General features: G+C 43.5%; 17 protein-coding genes and 2 tRNA genes. 5 read left to right on the forward strand and 14 right to left on the reverse strand.

All coding sequences use genetic code 11. From position 1 onward, the window contains the following. Positions 1–11 precede the first annotated feature (11 nt). From AB4238_RS18690 to AB4238_RS18740, 11 genes are all read right to left on the reverse strand, one after another. A tRNA-Lys gene (locus tag AB4238_RS18690) sits at positions 12–87 on the reverse strand. Between the two features lie 56 nt (positions 88–143). Then, positions 144–219 (reverse strand) — tRNA-Lys (locus AB4238_RS18695). Positions 220–414: 195 nt separating this feature from the next. Then, a complete protein-coding gene (gene ybgF, locus AB4238_RS18700) occupies positions 415–1,137 on the reverse strand; it encodes a tol-pal system protein YbgF (RefSeq protein WP_372034804.1) in 723 nt (240 codons plus the stop codon). Positions 1,138–1,159: 22 nt separating this feature from the next. Beyond that, a complete protein-coding gene (gene pal, locus AB4238_RS18705) occupies positions 1,160–1,699 on the reverse strand; it encodes a peptidoglycan-associated lipoprotein Pal (RefSeq protein WP_371992961.1) in 540 nt (179 codons plus the stop codon). A gap of 23 nt (positions 1,700–1,722) precedes the next feature. Further along, complete coding sequence (gene tolB, locus AB4238_RS18710; RefSeq protein ID WP_248975343.1) at positions 1,723–3,051, reverse strand: Tol-Pal system beta propeller repeat protein TolB; 1,329 nt, start codon at positions 3,049–3,051, stop codon at positions 1,723–1,725. Between the two features lie 9 nt (positions 3,052–3,060). Further along, entirely contained in the window at positions 3,061–3,996 is a 936-nt protein-coding gene (gene tolA / locus AB4238_RS18715; RefSeq protein WP_372034805.1) for a cell envelope integrity protein TolA, read from the reverse strand. Beyond that, a complete protein-coding gene (tolR, locus tag AB4238_RS18720) occupies positions 3,996–4,433 on the reverse strand; it encodes a protein TolR (RefSeq protein ID WP_020911971.1) in 438 nt (145 codons plus the stop codon). The genes tolA and tolR overlap by 1 nt, the downstream gene beginning before the upstream one ends. Further along, the gene (tolQ, locus tag AB4238_RS18725) at positions 4,433–5,122 is read right to left on the reverse strand and encodes a protein TolQ (protein WP_220736217.1); all 690 of its coding nucleotides are present in this window, start codon (positions 5,120–5,122) and stop codon (positions 4,433–4,435) included. Before tolQ ends, tolR begins: the two co-directional genes overlap by 1 nt. Then, a complete protein-coding gene (ybgC, locus tag AB4238_RS18730; RefSeq protein ID WP_220736218.1) occupies positions 5,112–5,510 on the reverse strand; it encodes a tol-pal system-associated acyl-CoA thioesterase in 399 nt (132 codons plus the stop codon). The genes tolQ and ybgC overlap by 11 nt, the downstream gene beginning before the upstream one ends. Before the next feature lie 303 nt (positions 5,511–5,813). Beyond that, a complete protein-coding gene (locus AB4238_RS18735) occupies positions 5,814–7,970 on the reverse strand; it encodes a prolyl oligopeptidase family protein (RefSeq protein ID WP_372034806.1) in 2,157 nt (718 codons plus the stop codon). Between the two features lie 634 nt (positions 7,971–8,604). Beyond that, complete coding sequence (locus AB4238_RS18740; protein ID WP_220736220.1) at positions 8,605–9,474, reverse strand: OmpA family protein; 870 nt, start codon at positions 9,472–9,474, stop codon at positions 8,605–8,607. A 140-nt stretch (positions 9,475–9,614) separates the two neighbouring features. Here AB4238_RS18740 and rnt point away from each other — a divergent pair, with 140 nt between their 5' ends. Next, positions 9,615–10,289: a ribonuclease T gene (gene rnt, locus AB4238_RS18745; protein WP_372034807.1), complete on the forward strand. Its 675-nt coding sequence runs from the start codon at positions 9,615–9,617 to the stop codon at positions 10,287–10,289. A 221-nt stretch (positions 10,290–10,510) separates the two neighbouring features. Here the strand turns inward: rnt and AB4238_RS18750 are convergent, their stop codons facing one another. After that, the gene (locus tag AB4238_RS18750; RefSeq protein WP_372034808.1) at positions 10,511–10,867 is read right to left on the reverse strand and encodes a hypothetical protein; all 357 of its coding nucleotides are present in this window, start codon (positions 10,865–10,867) and stop codon (positions 10,511–10,513) included. A 592-nt stretch (positions 10,868–11,459) separates the two neighbouring features. Between AB4238_RS18750 and AB4238_RS18755 the strand changes: the two genes are divergently transcribed. Further along, positions 11,460–12,341, forward strand: a complete 882-nt coding sequence (locus AB4238_RS18755; protein WP_372034809.1) for a dienelactone hydrolase family protein — start codon at positions 11,460–11,462, stop codon at positions 12,339–12,341. Between the two features lie 143 nt (positions 12,342–12,484). Here AB4238_RS18755 and AB4238_RS18760 read toward each other — a convergent pair whose 3' ends face one another. After that, entirely contained in the window at positions 12,485–13,090 is a 606-nt protein-coding gene (locus AB4238_RS18760) for a peroxiredoxin (protein ID WP_248975337.1), read from the reverse strand. 317 nt (positions 13,091–13,407) lie between these two features. Between AB4238_RS18760 and AB4238_RS18765 the strand changes: the two genes are divergently transcribed. Beyond that, positions 13,408–14,727 carry a Na+/H+ antiporter family protein gene (locus AB4238_RS18765; RefSeq protein ID WP_372034810.1) on the forward strand — a complete coding sequence of 440 codons (1,320 nt, stop codon included), beginning with the start codon at positions 13,408–13,410 and terminating at the stop codon, positions 14,725–14,727. Positions 14,728–14,833: 106 nt separating this feature from the next. On the opposite strand, the gene upp is transcribed toward AB4238_RS18765, so the two are convergent. Continuing rightward, entirely contained in the window at positions 14,834–15,460 is a 627-nt protein-coding gene (gene upp, locus AB4238_RS18770) for a uracil phosphoribosyltransferase (RefSeq protein WP_220736224.1), read from the reverse strand. A 219-nt stretch (positions 15,461–15,679) separates the two neighbouring features. Here upp and purM point away from each other — a divergent pair, with 219 nt between their 5' ends. After that, positions 15,680–16,720, forward strand: coding sequence for a phosphoribosylformylglycinamidine cyclo-ligase (gene purM / locus AB4238_RS18775; RefSeq protein ID WP_220736225.1), 1,041 nt, complete (start codon positions 15,680–15,682; stop codon positions 16,718–16,720). Beyond that, positions 16,720–17,364, forward strand: a complete 645-nt coding sequence (gene purN / locus AB4238_RS18780) for a phosphoribosylglycinamide formyltransferase (RefSeq protein WP_372034811.1) — start codon at positions 16,720–16,722, stop codon at positions 17,362–17,364. The genes purM and purN overlap by 1 nt, the downstream gene beginning before the upstream one ends. Positions 17,365–17,487: the final 123 nt, after the last annotated feature.

The raw sequence follows: 17,487 nt of genomic DNA on the forward strand, positions 1-17,487 counted from the left end.
TGTAGAATAAGTGGTGGGCTGTGAAGGATTCGAACCTTCGACCAATTGGTTAAAAGCCAACTGCTCTACCAACTGAGCTAACAGCCCTCTCTGGTATTACATTTTCTGATTTCATTTGTTTTAAAACAAATCCACCTCAGAAGTGGTGGGCCGTGAAGGATTCGAACCTTCGACCAATTGGTTAAAAGCCAACTGCTCTACCAACTGAGCTAACGGCCCTTTCTGGTATTGCTTGTATCATTAGCGCTTAGTTTAGATTAACTAAACAATTCGCTTAGATACCCTCCGAAAGACGGTGTCTCTCTGAGGGCGCCTATAATACCTTTTTCATTTGCTCATGCAAGTGCAAATTTCCCATTTTTCATCGTTTGCATGAAAAACAGTCTAAGAGATTGTTTTTTGAATAAATCGCAATCAAAGTGCTGAAAGTTGCTGCTGTGCAATACGGGCTGCTGCACTATTAGCATATTCTTTCACAACTTGCTGGTAATAAGCTTTCGCTTTAGCTTTATCACCAGTCTTCTCAGAAATCATACCAAGCTTGACTAAACTTTCACCACGCTTACCTGAATCCTTGAATTTATCAACAACAGTCGTAAAAGCTTTAGTGGCTCCAACAAACTCACTCTTATTATAGAGTAGCTGCCCTAACCAGTAATTTGCATTTGGTGCATAGCTTGAATCTGGATAATTTTCGATAAACTGAGCAAAAGCTGGAATAGCGGCTTCGTACTTCTTCTCTTTAAGCACTAGGTTTACAGCTTGTTCATAACTGGCAGTTTCGCCTAACGTTGAACTTGCCGTGGTGGTGCTATTGCTGCTTGCTACGCTCACAGCCGCTGCAGGCTTACTTGAGATATTAGCGATATCTTCATAGAGCTGACGCTGCCTTTGTAGCATCTGTTCAATTTGATAAGACTGCTGTTCACTTAATCCACGCAAATCAAGGACTTCTTGCTGCAACGCTCCTAAGCGTTGTTGCATAGCAAATTCAGTTTGCTGTTTTGCTTTTACAATTCGCTCTAGACGAGCCACTCTGTCGTCTGAAGAGCCACCAGCAACATCCTCAACAGGAGCAGGTGCAGCATGTGCTGCACTTGCCAGGATGATTGCCGCTGATATCACGGCGTATTTCATAGGGTAAACCTTTTACCTAAAATTAGTATACAAGTACTGCGCGACGATTTTTTGCAAAACCATCATCAGTGCGTGACAGATCCATTGGCTTCTCTTCACCGTAGCTTACAACGCTCATCTGGCTAGGCTGTACACCCATACCCTGAAGGTACTTAGCAACGGCTTTAGCACGTCGTTCGCCCAATGCGATGTTGTATTCAGGTGTTCCACGCTCATCAGCATGGCCTTCAATCATCACGCGAACATTTGGGTGTTCTACAAGGTAATCACCATGAGCTTCTAACACTTCAGCAAATTGCTGCGAAACAGAACTGCGATCAAAATCGAAATAGATGATGTGCTCTTTTCTTAGCTCTTGAAACTTAAGTTGCTGCTGCTCTGCAGGAGTCAGCACAGGTGCAACACCACCTGTTTCAACACCGTTATTGGCAGAACCTGTTGATGAAGATGATTCCGTTGAGCTAGTTGCATCTGTTTCAGACTCAGAAGTCGAGCTACAGGCACTGAGAGCCATAATAGGAAGTACGACTAACATGGCTTTAAATAGCTTATTCAGATCCATTTTAAAATCCTTAATCTTTATAGTTAGAGAAATGGTGACCAAGAAGGTGATTTCACTTCACCTTGACCGACGGGTAATCTGGCCTTAAATCGTCCATCCATAGAAACCGCCGCCAATACCTGTTTACCTTGGTATGTTGTTCCGTAAATAACCATAGTACCGTTAGGTGCTAGGCTTGGGGATTCGTCGAGCCTGGTGCTCGTCAAAACCTGCATAAATCGTGTTTCAAGATCCATTCTTGCGATATTAAACTTACCGTTAGTACGATTTACAAAAACAATGCTACGCCCATCTGGCGCAATTGAACCACCTAAGTTCCACTCGCCTTCAAAAGTTAAGCGCGAGATCTTACCTGAGTCCAAAAATACACGATACAACTGTGGACGTCCGCCACGCTCAGAGGTAAGTAATAACGACTTACCGTCCGGAAACCAAGACGGCTCGGTATCGATGGAATAATGATTCGTCACGCGTTTTAATGCACCAGTGGCAATATCAACCACATAAATGTCTGGTTGACCGTCTTTAGAAAGCGTCACTGCGAGTTTTTTACCATCAGGTGAAAATACCGGCGCACCATTTATACCATTAAAACTAGTGACTTTCTTACGTGCTTGAGTATAAATGTTCTGCACAAACACTTCTGCTTTACGGTTTTCAAAACTAACGTAAGCAAGTTGCTGTCCATCTGGCGACCATGACGGCGACATCAACGGCTCAGGAGAGCGCAGTAACATCTGTTCGTTATAGCCATCATAATCAGAGATCATCAACTGATATGGTGATTTTTCGCCATGCTTAACAACAACATAAGCTATACGAGTAAGAAAAGCACCGCGAATACCGGTTAATTTTTCATATACCACGTCACTAATACGATGACCGTACTGACGAAACTGAGCGGCACTAATGACAGTCTCACGGCTATCAATCACTAAATCGTTAGCGGCTTGCGGCCCTGCATCCGATTGTAATTGCGCTTTGACTAAATCAATTAGCTGAAAGCTAACTAAATATTTATCTGCACCATAAGGCTTAATAGACCCCATCACTACAGCTTCTGCAGGTTGCGCCATCCACGCCTTCGCATCAAATTGAGCCAAGGTACTGATATTACGTTGTGGCAAGCTTAGCTCATCAGATGGACTAAATGTGCCGCTACGAGCAAGATCAGACATAACCACATCCGATATCTGCGAAGGCATAGGACCGGTGCCTTGCCAAACAAAAGGAACAACGGCAATAGGTCTTGCAGCATCAACACCTTCGGTGATCACAATATCCAATGCCGCTTTTGCAGGCATGCTGCATATAAGTAGGCTAGCGAGTAACCATTTCCCCAAAATCTTCATGTGATTCCTTTAATTGAACTCGGGTTGAACTGTTAAATTAATTTCTTTTAGCTTGTTATATACATCTGGCTCATTCGAAACGGGTAGACGCCCAGCTTTATTAATCGCTGCTTTAGTCGCCCGACACACTACGCTATCGCCATCCAAGATTTTACTCGCAGTCACAAAACCATCGTTTGCTAAGCGGATAAAGACTCGACAGCTTTTACCTCGCATTGATTCGTCGACAACTAAGTTACGCTGAATGGTCGCTCTGATCATCGAGGTATAACGCTGAACTTCACTCATCACGGCTTTATTACGAGTCTGTGAAAGCGCAGCTTGCTCGGCAGCTAAAGCTTCTTGCATCATCTGCTCTTGCTCACGGCGCGCTTGCTCTTCGGCTTTGCGTTTACGTTCAGCTTCAGCCTTACGCTTACGTTCATTTTCAGCTTTTAAGGCAGCGGCCTCCTCGGCTTTACGCTTATCCGCTGCTTTTTTAGCTGCTGCTTCCGAAGCTTGGCGCTCTTTTTCCTTTTGCTTACGATCAGCTTCAGCTTTAGCGGCTTTCTCTTTTTCCTGCTTCTGCTTTAACTGCGCAGCCTTAGCCGCATCGTTTGCATTTTTAGTTTCAATCTCTTTTTGCTTTCGCTCTTGCTCAAGTTTTTTAATACGATTCTGTTCACGTTCACGCTCTTTACGTGCTTCACGAACGCGTCTGTCAGCATCATCTTGACGCGCCTTTTCTTTTCGCTCCGCTTCACGTTTCTGTGCTTTTAGCTTTTCTACGTGCTCTGCCACTTTCTGTTGATCAACGACTACCGCTTGTACAGCTGGCGCACTCGCTTGAGGTTGTGGCTTAGGTTTTTCTGAAAAATCAACGCCTAGCGCTAAGATAACTATCACGCCAATATGAATTCCAGCTGAAATTGACACTGGAATGGTTAATTCTGATTTAGCCGCCACTACTTATCCTCCGGCGAATCTGTCATCAGTCCAACAGACGGTACGCCCGCGCCTTGCAGCGTCACCATTAACTGAATCACTTTCTCATAGGGGATTGAACGATCGGCTTTTACGACCACGGGACGTTCTGGCTCTAATTGAATTATAGCCCCGACCCTAATAGCAACTTCGTCCAGCTCAAGAACCTCTTTGGTGCTGGAACTGCCTACATCTAAATAGTATTCGCCCATGGCATCAATTGAAGCCACAACCGGTGGTTTACTATCAGCGGGCAATGACTCCGCCGCACCTTGAGGTAGATCGACCTTAACGCCTTGAGTGACAATTGGCGCTGTCACCATAAAGATAATCAACAGTACCAACATCACATCGATATAGGGCACCACATTAATTTCAGCAACCGGGCGACGGCGCTTCCTTTGGTAGCCTTGATGCATTATGCCTGTTCCTTCTCGCTATACGCTTGGCGGTGCAAGATGCTAGAGAACTCTTCCATAAAGTTGGCGTAAGACATCTCTATCTTTTCAACTTGAGTCGAGAAACGGTTGTAGGCGATTACGGCAGGAATAGCCGCAAATAGGCCCATCGCGGTTGCAATCAATGCTTCAGCAATACCTGGTGCGACCATAGCTAGCGTGGCGTTTTCAACAGCGCCTAAAGCGATAAAGGAGTTCATGATCCCCCATACCGTACCAAACAAGCCTATATACGGGCTGGTTGAGCCAATGGTAGCCAACAGTGGTAAATGAGTTTCGAGTTTTTCGAGCTCTCTTGAAAGTGACACACGCATTGCTCGGTAACTGCCATCCATAACAGCTTCAGGGACGCGGCCATTGAGCTTATTAAGTCTGGCGTACTCTTTAAAGCCAGTTACAAACAGTGCTTCAAGGCCTGCATTGCGATCTTGACGTGCCGACAACTCTTGATAAAGTTTGTTGAGATCAACGCCAGACCAAAACTTATCTTCAAATTTAAGCGCTTCAGTTTTTGCTGCCGTCAATAATTTACGGCGTTGAAGGATCACCGCCCAAGAAGCAATAGACAAACTAAGCAAGGTCAGCATAACAAACTTAACTAAAAGACTTGCTTGTAAAAATAATCCAATAAACGAAATATCAGCTTCCACCGTTAAACTCCTGGGCAATATTTAGGGGAATGGCTTTGGGTTTCATACGCGATAATGCGATACAGGCTACTAATATATCAGCCTCGCAATACGTAACACCCTGCTCATCAATTAAACGCTGTTTAAATGTCAACGACGCTTTCTTGAGTTGTATGACCTCAGTTTCGACCATAAGGTTCTGTTCAAAACGCGCCGCTTTACAAAAATCGAGTGCTGCACGCTTCACAACAAAGGCAATATCATCAGCAAGTAGTGCTGTTTGACTGACGCCCATTGACCTCAACCACTCCGTTCGAGCGCGCTCAAAAAACTTCAAATAATTTGAGTGGTAAACAACACCACCGGCATCAGTATCTTCGTAGTAAACGGAAATAGGCCAACGAAACATAAAATAAGATCGCCAATTAATGAGACAAAATAAGAGGCCTACTATACCTAGCCAATATGCAATTGTGAATGGCGATATGTGATAAGCCTTGGCCATCTTCATAAAATTTTGTTAATAATCTTAAGGGATTATTACATCTGTCTTCAAAAGAGTTAAAAATGCGCACTTGCTCGGCATGTACTGGCTACCAACAGCCACAGGTAGAGTGATATTAATCTAGTGAGCACTTTACTGAATCACGGCATATTCAGAGCATAAAAAAGGCAGCTTAAGCTGCCTTTTTTAATTCAATGTTATCTCACTTTATTGCGCGATTTTAGCTGGCACTTTCAAGCCAAAGTTGTGCCAAAGGAAACTATAAATATCGGCAAACTCATCAATCTTCATCGCTGTCGGTTTACCTGCGCCGTGGCCCGCTTTAGATTCAATGCGCATTATCACTGGCGCATCGCCTTGTTGCTTTTCTTGCATCATGGCACCAAACTTAAAGCTATGCAGTGGCACAACTCTGTCATCGTGATCTGCTGTCATCACCATAGTGGCTGGATAAGATTGCGCTTTAACATTGTGGTACGGCGAGTATGCATATAATGCTGGGAACTGTTCTGCGTTATCGGCACTACCATACTCACTCGTCCAAGCCCAACCAATGGTGAACTTTTGGAACCTAAGCATATCCAGTACACCAACAGCAGGCAACACAGCAGCAAATAGTTCAGGACGCTGAGTCAACGCTGCTCCCATTAATAGGCCACCGTTACTACGACCATAAGCACCAAGCTTTGTGCTATTTGTGTAGTTCTGGTCGATTAAGTATTCAGCTGCGGCATAATAGTCATCAAATACATTCTGTTTTTTATCGAACATACCTGCTTGATGCCAGCTTTCGCCATATTCAGCACCACCACGTAGGTTTGGCACCGCATAAACACCGCCCATATCCATCCAAGCTATATTGGCAGGACTAAAACGAGGCGTTAATGAAATCGCAAAGCCGCCATAAGCATATAGAAGCGTCGGGTTATTACCGTCTTTCTTCAGGCCTTTCTTGTAAGAGATCATCATCGGTACTTTTGTACCATCTTTACTGGTATAAAAAACCTGCTCAGAAGTGTAGTTGTCAGGATCAAATGATACGGTAGGCTTTGAGTAAAGTGTTGACTCACCCGTCTTAAAATCAAACTTATAAGTCGTTTGTGGCTGAGTATAACTATTAAAGACGTAGTAGAAGTAGTCTTTGCTGCGCTTACCATAAGGGCCTGCAACCTTACCTTTTCCTGGCAGTTTTACATCTTGGCGTTTATCGCCATTCATGCTGTAAATGGTTAGCTTGCCTAGTACATCATGCAAATAGCTGACGACGATATGATCATTAACAATCGCAATATTGCTGATTGGATCTTTCAGCTCAGGAACAATGGTCTTCCAATTGTCCTTTGCGCTGTTATTCACATCAATCGCTATCACTTTACCATTAGGTGCGTGATAGTCAGTCTTAAAATAGAAAGTAGACTTGTCGTTGCCAATAAAGCTGTACTCCGCTTCTAGGTCAGGAATAAGTTCAACCACTTCTGCTTCTGGTTGTTTCAGCGACTTATAGAAGAAACGATTACGGCTGTCAGTACCTTGAGAGATATAAAGCAATAAATAATCGCCTTTATCAGTCACTTCAATACCAAAACCCCAATCTTTGTTTTGCGGTCTTTCATAAACCAAGCTGTCTTGTGATTGCTCGCTGCCGATCTTATGGAAGTACACTTTTTGGTTAAAGTTAACATCAGCAAGCGCGTTACCGCCTTCAGGTGCATCATAACGAGCGTAATACACCCCTGTGTTATCGCTGTTCCAAACTGCGCTAGAGAACTTGATCCAATCTAATTGATCGGCTAGCTTTTTGCCTGTCGCAATATCGACAAAATGCCACGTTTGCCAATCTGAGCCCGACTTAGATACGCCATAGGCCAATGTCTTACCGTCATCACTCACCGATGTACCTGAAAGCGCAATGGTGCCGTCAGCTGAGAAGGTATTTGGGTCGAGCAACACCTTTTCATTACCCGATGCATCTTTAACAAACAGAACAGACTGTGCTTGCAGCCCGTTGTTGCGATAATAAAAAGTATTACTGCCCTTTTCATTCGGTGCAGAAATCTTTTCGAAGTTCCACAACTCAGTAATCCGGTCAACAATCGCCTGCTTGTTTTCGATGGCAGCTAAATATGTTTTACCATCTTGCTGTTGCTGCTTTACCCATTGATGAGTCTTGTCTGACTCAACTTCTAAATAGCGATATGGATCCGCAACCTGAACGCCATGGAGTGTTTCAACGACGCTGTCTTGGTTTTGTATAAGGGTGTCAACTGTAGACTCATCAACAGATTGCGTCTGGCAACCTGCTAACGCTAAGCCGAAGCCAATAGCCAATAACGGCTTTTTAGCCAATAAAGTATTAATTCGCATGGTTTGTATCCCTGATTCACCTATCCGTAGTCACACCTAACAGCAATGTTTACTAGGTAGGCTTTTTTATTAAGCTGGCATAAATAGCCATTTTCAAAATGCACTATACAAATTAAAAAAATACAGCGCAAAATTTTGTTGTCGCCCTAGTTTCATTTATGTCACTGTTCAGCCATTAATAATTTAGTAACATAGATTAATTTTATATTAAGTGAAATTATGCAAAAAACGTGATTAAGGACTCACAAATACGCTAATAGGCTGCTAAAACCAGCAAACCCAGCTTTTTCATGCATTAGCAAAACTAATCTATATATAAAATTATTCTAGTTTGTCAGTAATCAAAGCTGGCTCTATAATTCGTCTCGTTTTCAGGAAGTGTCTGCCTGGCAGATTTGGAAACAAAGAACTCTTAAACTTTGGTGGTTATCCACGGAAGTTTCATCCCTGGTTCTTAGCTTGACTTCCTTCCTTCAATTTGTTGATTGCAAATCAAATATTTTTGCAGCCCGCTTACTTATGTAAGCGGGCTTTTTTTTACCTAAATTTTACTGCCACGATTAAAAATGCCTAAGGTATAAAAAAGCCCTGCAATAAAGGCAGGGCTTAAATAACTGATGCACCGAATGCTGGTTTACAGTGGCTTACTTATTCTAATCACCACGCGACGGTTTCTTGCACGCTCATCAATGGTTTGATTTGAGGCCACATGTCGACGCTCACCGTGCCCCATTGTATGAATACGACTTTGGGGGATGCCGCTAGCGACAAACAGATCTTTGACCGAATCAGCACGTTGCACCGACACACGCTCGTTAGCGCTACGGCCACCATAGCTATCGGTATAAGCATCAATCAGTACTAAATCTACATTTTGATCGTAAGCTAAATACTCTTGTACTTTATTTATTTGTGCTTTGGCATAACGGGTCAGCTCAGTACCACCCGATTCATAAGTGAGTACCGTAAAGGCGATATCTTCGAAAGAGTAAGGTAATAATGATGATAGGCACGATTTGAACTGCGCATATTGGCGTCTAAAATTCACCGCAGATAACCCCACGGCAATCTTATTGGTTTGGTTGTACCAATCAGCGTAATAGAAGGTCGGCTGCATGCCACTTTCAAGCTCTGCGAGCATTGACCAAGCAGCATTACGCGGCACTTCGCCACTAAAGTACTTTTGATATGTCAGCTCGGTGATCTCTTTAGAGACCACACCAGGTCGCCAAGCAGGCGCCATGCTCATTAATTTAGCTTGAGTCACTTGATCTGGTTTAACCCACATATCAAGAGTGAAATTAAGGTTATGATTTTTACCCGCAATACTGGTAAATACCGCTTTTCCATAAGAGGGGATATCATGCTCCAAGCGACACATCACAGGATTATTTCCGCTCACGCGCCACTGGGACTCTTCTAAAGAAGCTACATATTGCTTAAGATCCGCGTTAGCAAAAAAAGGTAAGCATAATAATGATGCAAAAAGAACGCTAAGCCGCATAAAACCACTCTCCATAATTGGGTCACTTCTCTCTATCGGCAAAGATTTATCTTTCTTTAGCTTATAAAACGAGCAAACGCACATGACAGTCATTATCAGTTGCCCCATAATAGGCACCTGCTAACTTTTTGGATAAATTAATGACTGACATCTGCGAGCACAACAAACTGAAAAACCGCTTTAGAGGATATTTCCCGGTGGTTATCGATGTTGAAACCGCCGGCTTCAATTCAAAGACCGACGCGCTACTAGAAATTGCAGTCACTATGTTAAAGATGGATGATGATGGTGTGCTTCAACTAGATAAGACACTGCATTATCATATCGAACCTTTTGAAGGTGCAAATCTTGAGCCTGAAGCTTTAGCGTTTAATGGTATTGATCCAACTAATCCATTGCGCGGTGCCGTCAGCGAAAAAGAAGCCTTTTTAGAGATTTTCAAAGAGGTCAAAAAAGCACAAAAAGCTTCTGAATGTCATCGCAGTATTATTGTGGCGCACAACGCCGCCTTCGATCACGGCTTTGTCAGCGAAGCCATCGAGCGTAATGGCCTAAAGCGCACACCATTCCACCCTTTCGCCACCTTCGATACAGCCGCACTTGCAGGTCTTGCTATTGGCCAAACAGTGTTAGCGAAAGCCTGTACAATGGCTGGCATTCCATTTGATAACCGCGAAGCCCATTCAGCCTTGTATGACACCGAGCGTACCGCAGAGCTGTTCTGCCTAATCGTAAACCGCTGGAAGTCACTCGGTGGCTGGCCATACATTGCTGACGAGTCAGAGCCTAATGCTAAACCTGTAGCTGCAGAGTAAAACAAGCTTTAAACGCTAGATATACCAAAGCCGCTTCACTTAAGTTCCCTAGTAACGTTGGACATTTAAGTTAAGCGGCTTTTTAGATTGAAAAGTTGATAGTCTACTTTTCAGAGGTTGCAAAATATTCAACCTCAAATAGTTTTGAGCCAAGGCCTCTAAGGATATAGTTACTTGTCGCTTGTGGGCAGCGCTTTGCTTCATTTGTCCTGAATGTAAAATCACCGCAAACGACTCAATTCCTTATGCATAGCTTTAGTTTGCTGAAGAGTCGATTGAATAAAAATCTCTGATTGCTGATAGTCAGGCATCGCTAAAAGCATCTGCTCTATACCATCCAAATGCTCAATATCGTGTTCAACCAATGCCAGCGCTATTTTTTCAACCGATTCCATATCACCATTCTTTACTGTTTCAAGTAGCATGGCGTGCTTACGCATTTGAGTTGTCGCATGCTTGGCAAAAATAAAGGTCGTTGCACTCGCCCCCGCCTCTACACCATTCGATGCACCGTAGTAATAAGAACCCACAGAAGATAGAACCAGCATACCTGAACATAGAATAACTTGTATTTTCATATCACCTTATTACACTAAAACTAAGCGGGTTATTCCGCGCGAGACTGAATGCCAAATATGCAACAATACCTGCTAAAAATCATCAATCGGACGACACTTTTTTAGTGCGTTTAGCGCTGTTCTGGAGATTGTAAGCGACTAATCACTCTATTTATCAGCAATTTTCACTGCTTTTCCATATGAGTAATAACGGCTGTTCTAACTCCTTTTAATGCGAACACATCAGCTTTTGATTCATTTGTCCAGTGCGATTCAGGCAATGCCTAAAGATAAACCTCACTTGCAGCCATCACTTTATCAACTCAGCAATTTTATTTTCAATTCATCATATTAATCAAAGGATAACAACACTTCATAACGGTAGAACTCATTGGTACTGACTCAAAGGCATAGGAGTATGCTAGCAACTATTGATAATCACCGTTTTCCCCTGGCGGTAGGTGCTCGTCTTTCATCGTGGCGAACTGAGTGGGTTGTGAGAAAACTTACAACCTACAACTCACTGAGTCTGCAAGTTTTACTAAGTAGCTATAACGATTGTATCGGTTATGATTAACGATTGATGACTAGACATGCCAAAAGGGATACCAACATGTGTGATGAACTAACAGAGAATGATAAAAAGCAGTTTCTTTTGAATCAGCGCAATTTAAACCGTCGTGACTTTAGTAAGTTGAGCATTGCAGCACTTATAACGGCAGTGTTACCCAATGTTGTTTTTGCACAGACGGTAACAGAGTCCACTATTGAAATTGCCACGCCAGATGGCATCTCCGATTGTTATTTCGTCAGCCCCAGCAATGGCAAATACCCGGGGGTTATTTTATGGCCTGACATTAAAGGCTTGAGGCCTGCTTATAAAGTCTTGGCTAAGCGATTAGCTCAAGCAGGTTATTCCGTTTTGGTGATAAATCATTACTATAGAGATGCTAAAGCACCAGTGGTCAGTCCCGACGCCAGTTTTGGCGACCCTAAAACCATGAATTATTTGAGAAGCATGGCGAGTAAGCTAACCCATGATGCCATTACTTCTGATGCCAAAGCCTATATCGATTTCCTCGATAAACAGATTAATGTCGACCGTAACCGTAAAATGGGCACTATCGGCTATTGTATGGGTGGTAGTGATACTTTAAGAACTGCGGCTGCCGCTCCGAGTCGAATAGGAGCCGTGGCTTCGTTTCACGGCGGTGGCTTAGATATTTCAGATGGTCCTGATAGCACACACCTATTAATCGAGAAATCATCAGCCCATGCACTTCACGCTATCGCAGAGAATGATGATAAAAGATCGCCAGAAATCAAAAATGTTTTACGTACGGCCTACAAAGCAGCAGGAATATCCGCCGAAATTGAAGTTTATGAAGAAACTTTACATGGCTGGTGCACCCTGGATTACTCTGGTTATAACGAAAAACAAGCAGAAAAAGCATGGAGCCGGCTTTTACATTTATTTGATAAAGCCTTAGCTTAAGCTTTTTGAAGAGCATAACTAACAGCAGATTTAACCTCATCAATGATTCGGCTCAAATAACAGACACAAAAAAGCCGCGATTAAACGCGGCTTTTCTAACAACTAACAACTAACAACTAACAACTAACAGCTAAACGCAGCGATTAAAGCTGATCAGCGTTATCGCTTAGGTAAGAAGCAACACCTTCTGTAGATGCGTCCATACCTTTGTCGCCTTTTTCCCAACCAGCAGGACAAACATCACCGTGCTCTTCGTGGAACTGCAGTGCGTCGATCATGCGAAGCATTTCGTCAACGTTACGACCTAGTGGAAGATCGTTAACCACTTGGTGACGAACTTGGCCTTCTTTGTCGATTAGGAAAGAACCACGGAAAGCAACACCAGCTTCTGGATGCTCTACGTCGTAGGCTTTACAGATTTCATGCTTAACGTCAGCAACAAGCGTGTATTGAACTTGGCCAATACCGCCTTTGTCTACTGGAGTGTTACGCCATGCGTTGTGTGTAAACTGAGAATCGATAGAAACACCGATAACTTCAACGCCACGTTTCTTGAACTCGTCCATGCGGTGATCAAATGCGATCAGCTCTGAAGGACATACAAATGTAAAGTCTAGTGGGTAGAAGAATACGACGGTTGGCTTACCCTTGATCGCTTCAGAAAGGTTAAAGGTATCTACAATTTCACCATTACCAAGTACCGCAGCTGCAGTAAAATCAGGAGCCGGACGGCCTACTAATACACTCATTTTATTTCTCCATCTATGGATTGCTAAAAACGCTTTTTCGTTTTAAATCTAAAGGCATTATAGGCAGTGTTTGACTTCATTCAAGCTATTTGAGAGCAATATCACTTTTTTGAATATTTATTCTGTTAACTGAACATTATGCAGCCAGCAAGTCCACATAAGCCGTAGTGGTATTCACACTTTGACAGCAATTAGCCCTACACTCAGTTCACAACTCGCATCCAAATCAATATATCGCCCTTTCACGCTGGACATCACGCTGGTTAACAGGCAAAAATAGTAGCAACTTTGAATATAAGAAAAAGATAAAGCTTATTATGAACGCAGTCGTTATTGCCGTTTGCTTGATGCTAGGATTGAGCCTTGCGCGAGTGAACGTTGTTATCGCTCTAACCATTAGCGCGTTAGTTGCTGGTTTGGTTGGTGGCATGGATCTACAACACACAGTAGATGCCTTTAATACCGGTTTAGGTGGCGGAGCTCAAATTGCGCTTAGTTATGCCCTACTGGGTGCCTTCGCCGTTGCTCTGTCCCATTCAGGCTTAACTACCTTGATTTCACGCAAAATTATCACCTTGCTCGGCGGTGAACAATCTACCTCACATCACAACATTGTGCGTTGGGTGTTATTGCTGTCAATCTTAGCGATGGCCATTTCATCACAAAACTTGCTCCCCATCCATATTGCGTTTATCCCGATGCTGATCCCGCCTTTGTTGCATGTGATGTCAAAACTGGCATTAGACAGACGCTTAGTGGCTTGTGTGATAACGTTCGGCTTAGTGACTACTTATATGGTGTTACCCATCGGGTTTGGCGGAATTTTTCTTAACAACATTTTGCTTGCTAACCTTAATAGCAATGGTCTTGAAGCGGTACGCTCACAGATCCCACACGCCATGTTATTACCTGCACTTGGTATGTTTTGCGGACTGTTGGTGGCGGTCTTTATTTCGTACCGAAAACCGCGTCAATACCAAGAGCAACTCATTTTAACTGCTGAGCCAGAAGAAGCGGTTAATCCGCGTAATATTGCGATTGCCGTGGTGGCGGTGGTCGCGACTTTAGCCACTCAACTTTATACAGATTCAATGATTTTTGGTGCCTTGATTGGCTTTATTATCTTTAGCTTCTCAGGGGCATTAAAGCATGTAGCTGATCAAGATGTGTTTAACCAAGGCGTGCGCATGATGGCTAACATTGGTTTTATCATGATCTCGGCCGCAGGCTTTGCTGCCGTAGTGAAAGAGACCGGTGACGTCAGTACTTTGGTTAGCTCATTAGCCGATATTATTGGTGACAATAAAGCACTGGCTGCTTTCTTAATGTTATTAGTAGGCTTGTTTATTACCATGGGGATCGGCTCGTCGTTCTCGACTATTCCGATTATTGCAACGATCTACGTGCCTCTCGCGCTGACCTTTGGATTCTCAGTTGCGGCAACAATTGCACTTGTCGGCACAGCAGCGGCGTTAGGTGATGCTGGCTCGCCAGCTTCTGATTCCACATTAGGACCAACAGCAGGTCTTAATGCCGATGGTCAGCACGACCACATTAGAGACAGTGTGATCCCTACCTTTATTCACTACAACATTCCGTTGCTAGTGTTTGGCTGGATTGCAGCAATGGTGCTGTAGTGACAAGTTAAAAATCACAAACATTAAAAAAGGAGCCAATTGGCTCCTTTTTTAATGTTTGTATTTTGAGTCAGTTCATTGGCTCAAAGCACATAGATTTGCTGTATTACTTAGTACCGAAGATCTTATCACCCGCGTCACCAAGACCCGGTAAGATGTAGCCTTGCTCGTTGAGGCAGTCATCAATTGATGCAGTGTATAGCTCAATATCTGGATGAGCTTTTTCAAGTGCAGCAACACCTTCTGGCGCCGCCACTAATACCAACGCTTTAATTGAAGTACAGCCACGGTCTTTTAACAGATCGATAGTTGAAATCATTGAACCACCCGTCGCCAACATTGGGTCAACAACGAGTGCCATACGCTCAGGCATGTTGCTAGCCAATTTTTCAAAGTATGGTACTGGCTCAAGAGTTTCTTCGTCACGGTACATACCGACAACTGAGATACGTGCACTTGGTACGTGCTCAAGTACACCGTCCATCATGCCAAGACCTGCACGAAGAATAGGTACCACTGTCACTTTCTTACCTTTGATTTGCTCAACTTCTACAGGACCGTTCCAGCCTTCAATAGTGACTTTCTCAGTTTCGAAGTCTGCTGTTGCCTCATACGTCAGTAGGCTTCCTACTTCTGCCGCTAGCTCACGAAAACGCTTAGTGCTTACGTCACCTTCGCGCATTAATCCAATTTTATGACGGACTAAAGGGTGCTTAACTTCAACGACTTTCATCTTGATCTCCTGATTTTCTAACGCATTTTTCACGGTAAATTTTAACGATTCTAGTAGATTTGTTCGCAGAGGAAAACTTAAAGTTTTAAAAAGGCGTTAAATCGTGAGCCTTGTCGCTAACTTTATTGAAAAACTATGCTTTCGAGGCTAGTCACAAGCTGTTAGAATAGCGCCGCATAAAATCCTATAACGATCTACCCGTACCCGAAGAGGATCTCCGTGAGCACTCCTACTACCCCACTAAGCTATAAAGATGCAGGCGTTGATATTGATGCCGGAAATGCACTAGTTAACAACATCAAGTCAGCAGTTAAACGCACCCGTCGTCCAGAAGTTATGGGCAACCTAGGTGGGTTTGGTGCACTTTGTGAGCTACCAACTAAGTATAAGCATCCAGTACTGGTTTCTGGTACTGATGGCGTCGGCACTAAGCTGCGCCTTGCTATTGATTATAAGAAGCACGACAACGTAGGCGTAGACCTTGTTGCTATGTGTTCAAACGATTTAATCGTATCTGGTGCTGAGCCGCTATTCTTCCTCGATTACTATGCGACAGGCAAACTTGATGTTGAAGTTGCCACCGCAGTTGTTAAAGGTATCGCTGAAGGCTGCGTACAATCAGGCTGTGCATTAATTGGCGGTGAAACTGCTGAAATGCCAGGCATGTACGAAGGTGATGATTATGACCTTGCAGGTTTCTGCGTAGGCGTAGCAGAAAAAGAAGAGATCATCGACGGCACTAAGGTGCAAGATGGTGACGCACTTATTGCATTAGCTTCTAGTGGTCCTCACTCAAATGGTTTCTCACTAATCCGCAAGGTATTAGAAGTGAGCAAAGCTGATCCTGAGCAGGAGCTTGCAGGCAAGCCGCTTATCGATCACTTGTTAGAACCAACTAAAATCTATGTGAAATCGCTGCTTAAATTGATTGAAGAGCACGATGTTCACGCTATGTCGCACATCACTGGGGGTGGATTCTGGGAAAATATCCCACGAGTGTTACCTGAAGACTGTAAAGCTGTAGTGAAAAGCGACTCTTGGCAGTGGCCTGTTGTATTCAACTGGTTAATGGAAAAAGGTAATATTTCTGAATTTGAAATGTACCGTACCTTTAACTGTGGTGTAGGCATGGTTGTTGCCTTGCCAGCAGACAAAGTTGAATCTGCACTTAAACTATTAAACGCTGAAGGCGAAAAAGCATGGCTAATTGGTGACATTGCCAAGCGTAGCGGTGACGAAGAGCAAGTGGAGATCTTGTAATGTCTCAGAGCTGCCGCGTTTTAGTATTAATTTCAGGCAATGGTAGTAATCTACAAGCCATCATTGATGGTTGTGATGACAACGTACAAGCCGACGTCATTGGGGTGATAAGCAATAAGCCTGACGCCTATGGTTTGATTCGTGCTCACCAAAATGAAATTGATACCAGCTGCGTCATCGCTCATAAAGGCGAAACAAGAGCTGACTATGACGAAAGACTTTTTAGTGCGATAGAAAAGTATCAACCAGACTTAGTGGTCTTGGCTGGCTTTATGCGCATTTTAAGTGATGATTTCGTTATGCGCTTTGAAGGGAAGATGATTAACATCCACCCTTCTCTTTTACCGAAATATACCGGCTTAAATACTCATCAGCGCGCTATTGATGCTAAAGATACTGAACACGGTGCCAGTGTGCACTTTGTGACTCCTGAGCTTGATTCAGGCCCTGTGATCTTACAAGCTAAAGTCCCTGTCTATGAAGATGACTCTGTAGAGGTACTTGCGGATCGCGTTCATGAGCAGGAACATGCTATCTACCCACTTGTTGTAAAATGGTTTAGTCAACAACGACTCGCGATGATAGCTGGCAAAGCGCAGCTTGATGGTAAGGTGCTTGCCGAAAACGGCTACGCCACCGATTAACGCTTAGTTAGCAATATAAGCTTCTATGCTCTAGCTCAAAGGCACTATCTCAGATAGTGCCTTTTTTATAATCAAAGATCATAGAATATGGATAACAGGAGGCATAACTTATACCAATTGCAT

This window comes from Shewanella sp. 10N.286.45.A1, assembly GCF_041470405.1.
In the GTDB taxonomy this organism is placed as follows: Bacteria; Pseudomonadota; Gammaproteobacteria; order Enterobacterales; family Shewanellaceae; genus Shewanella.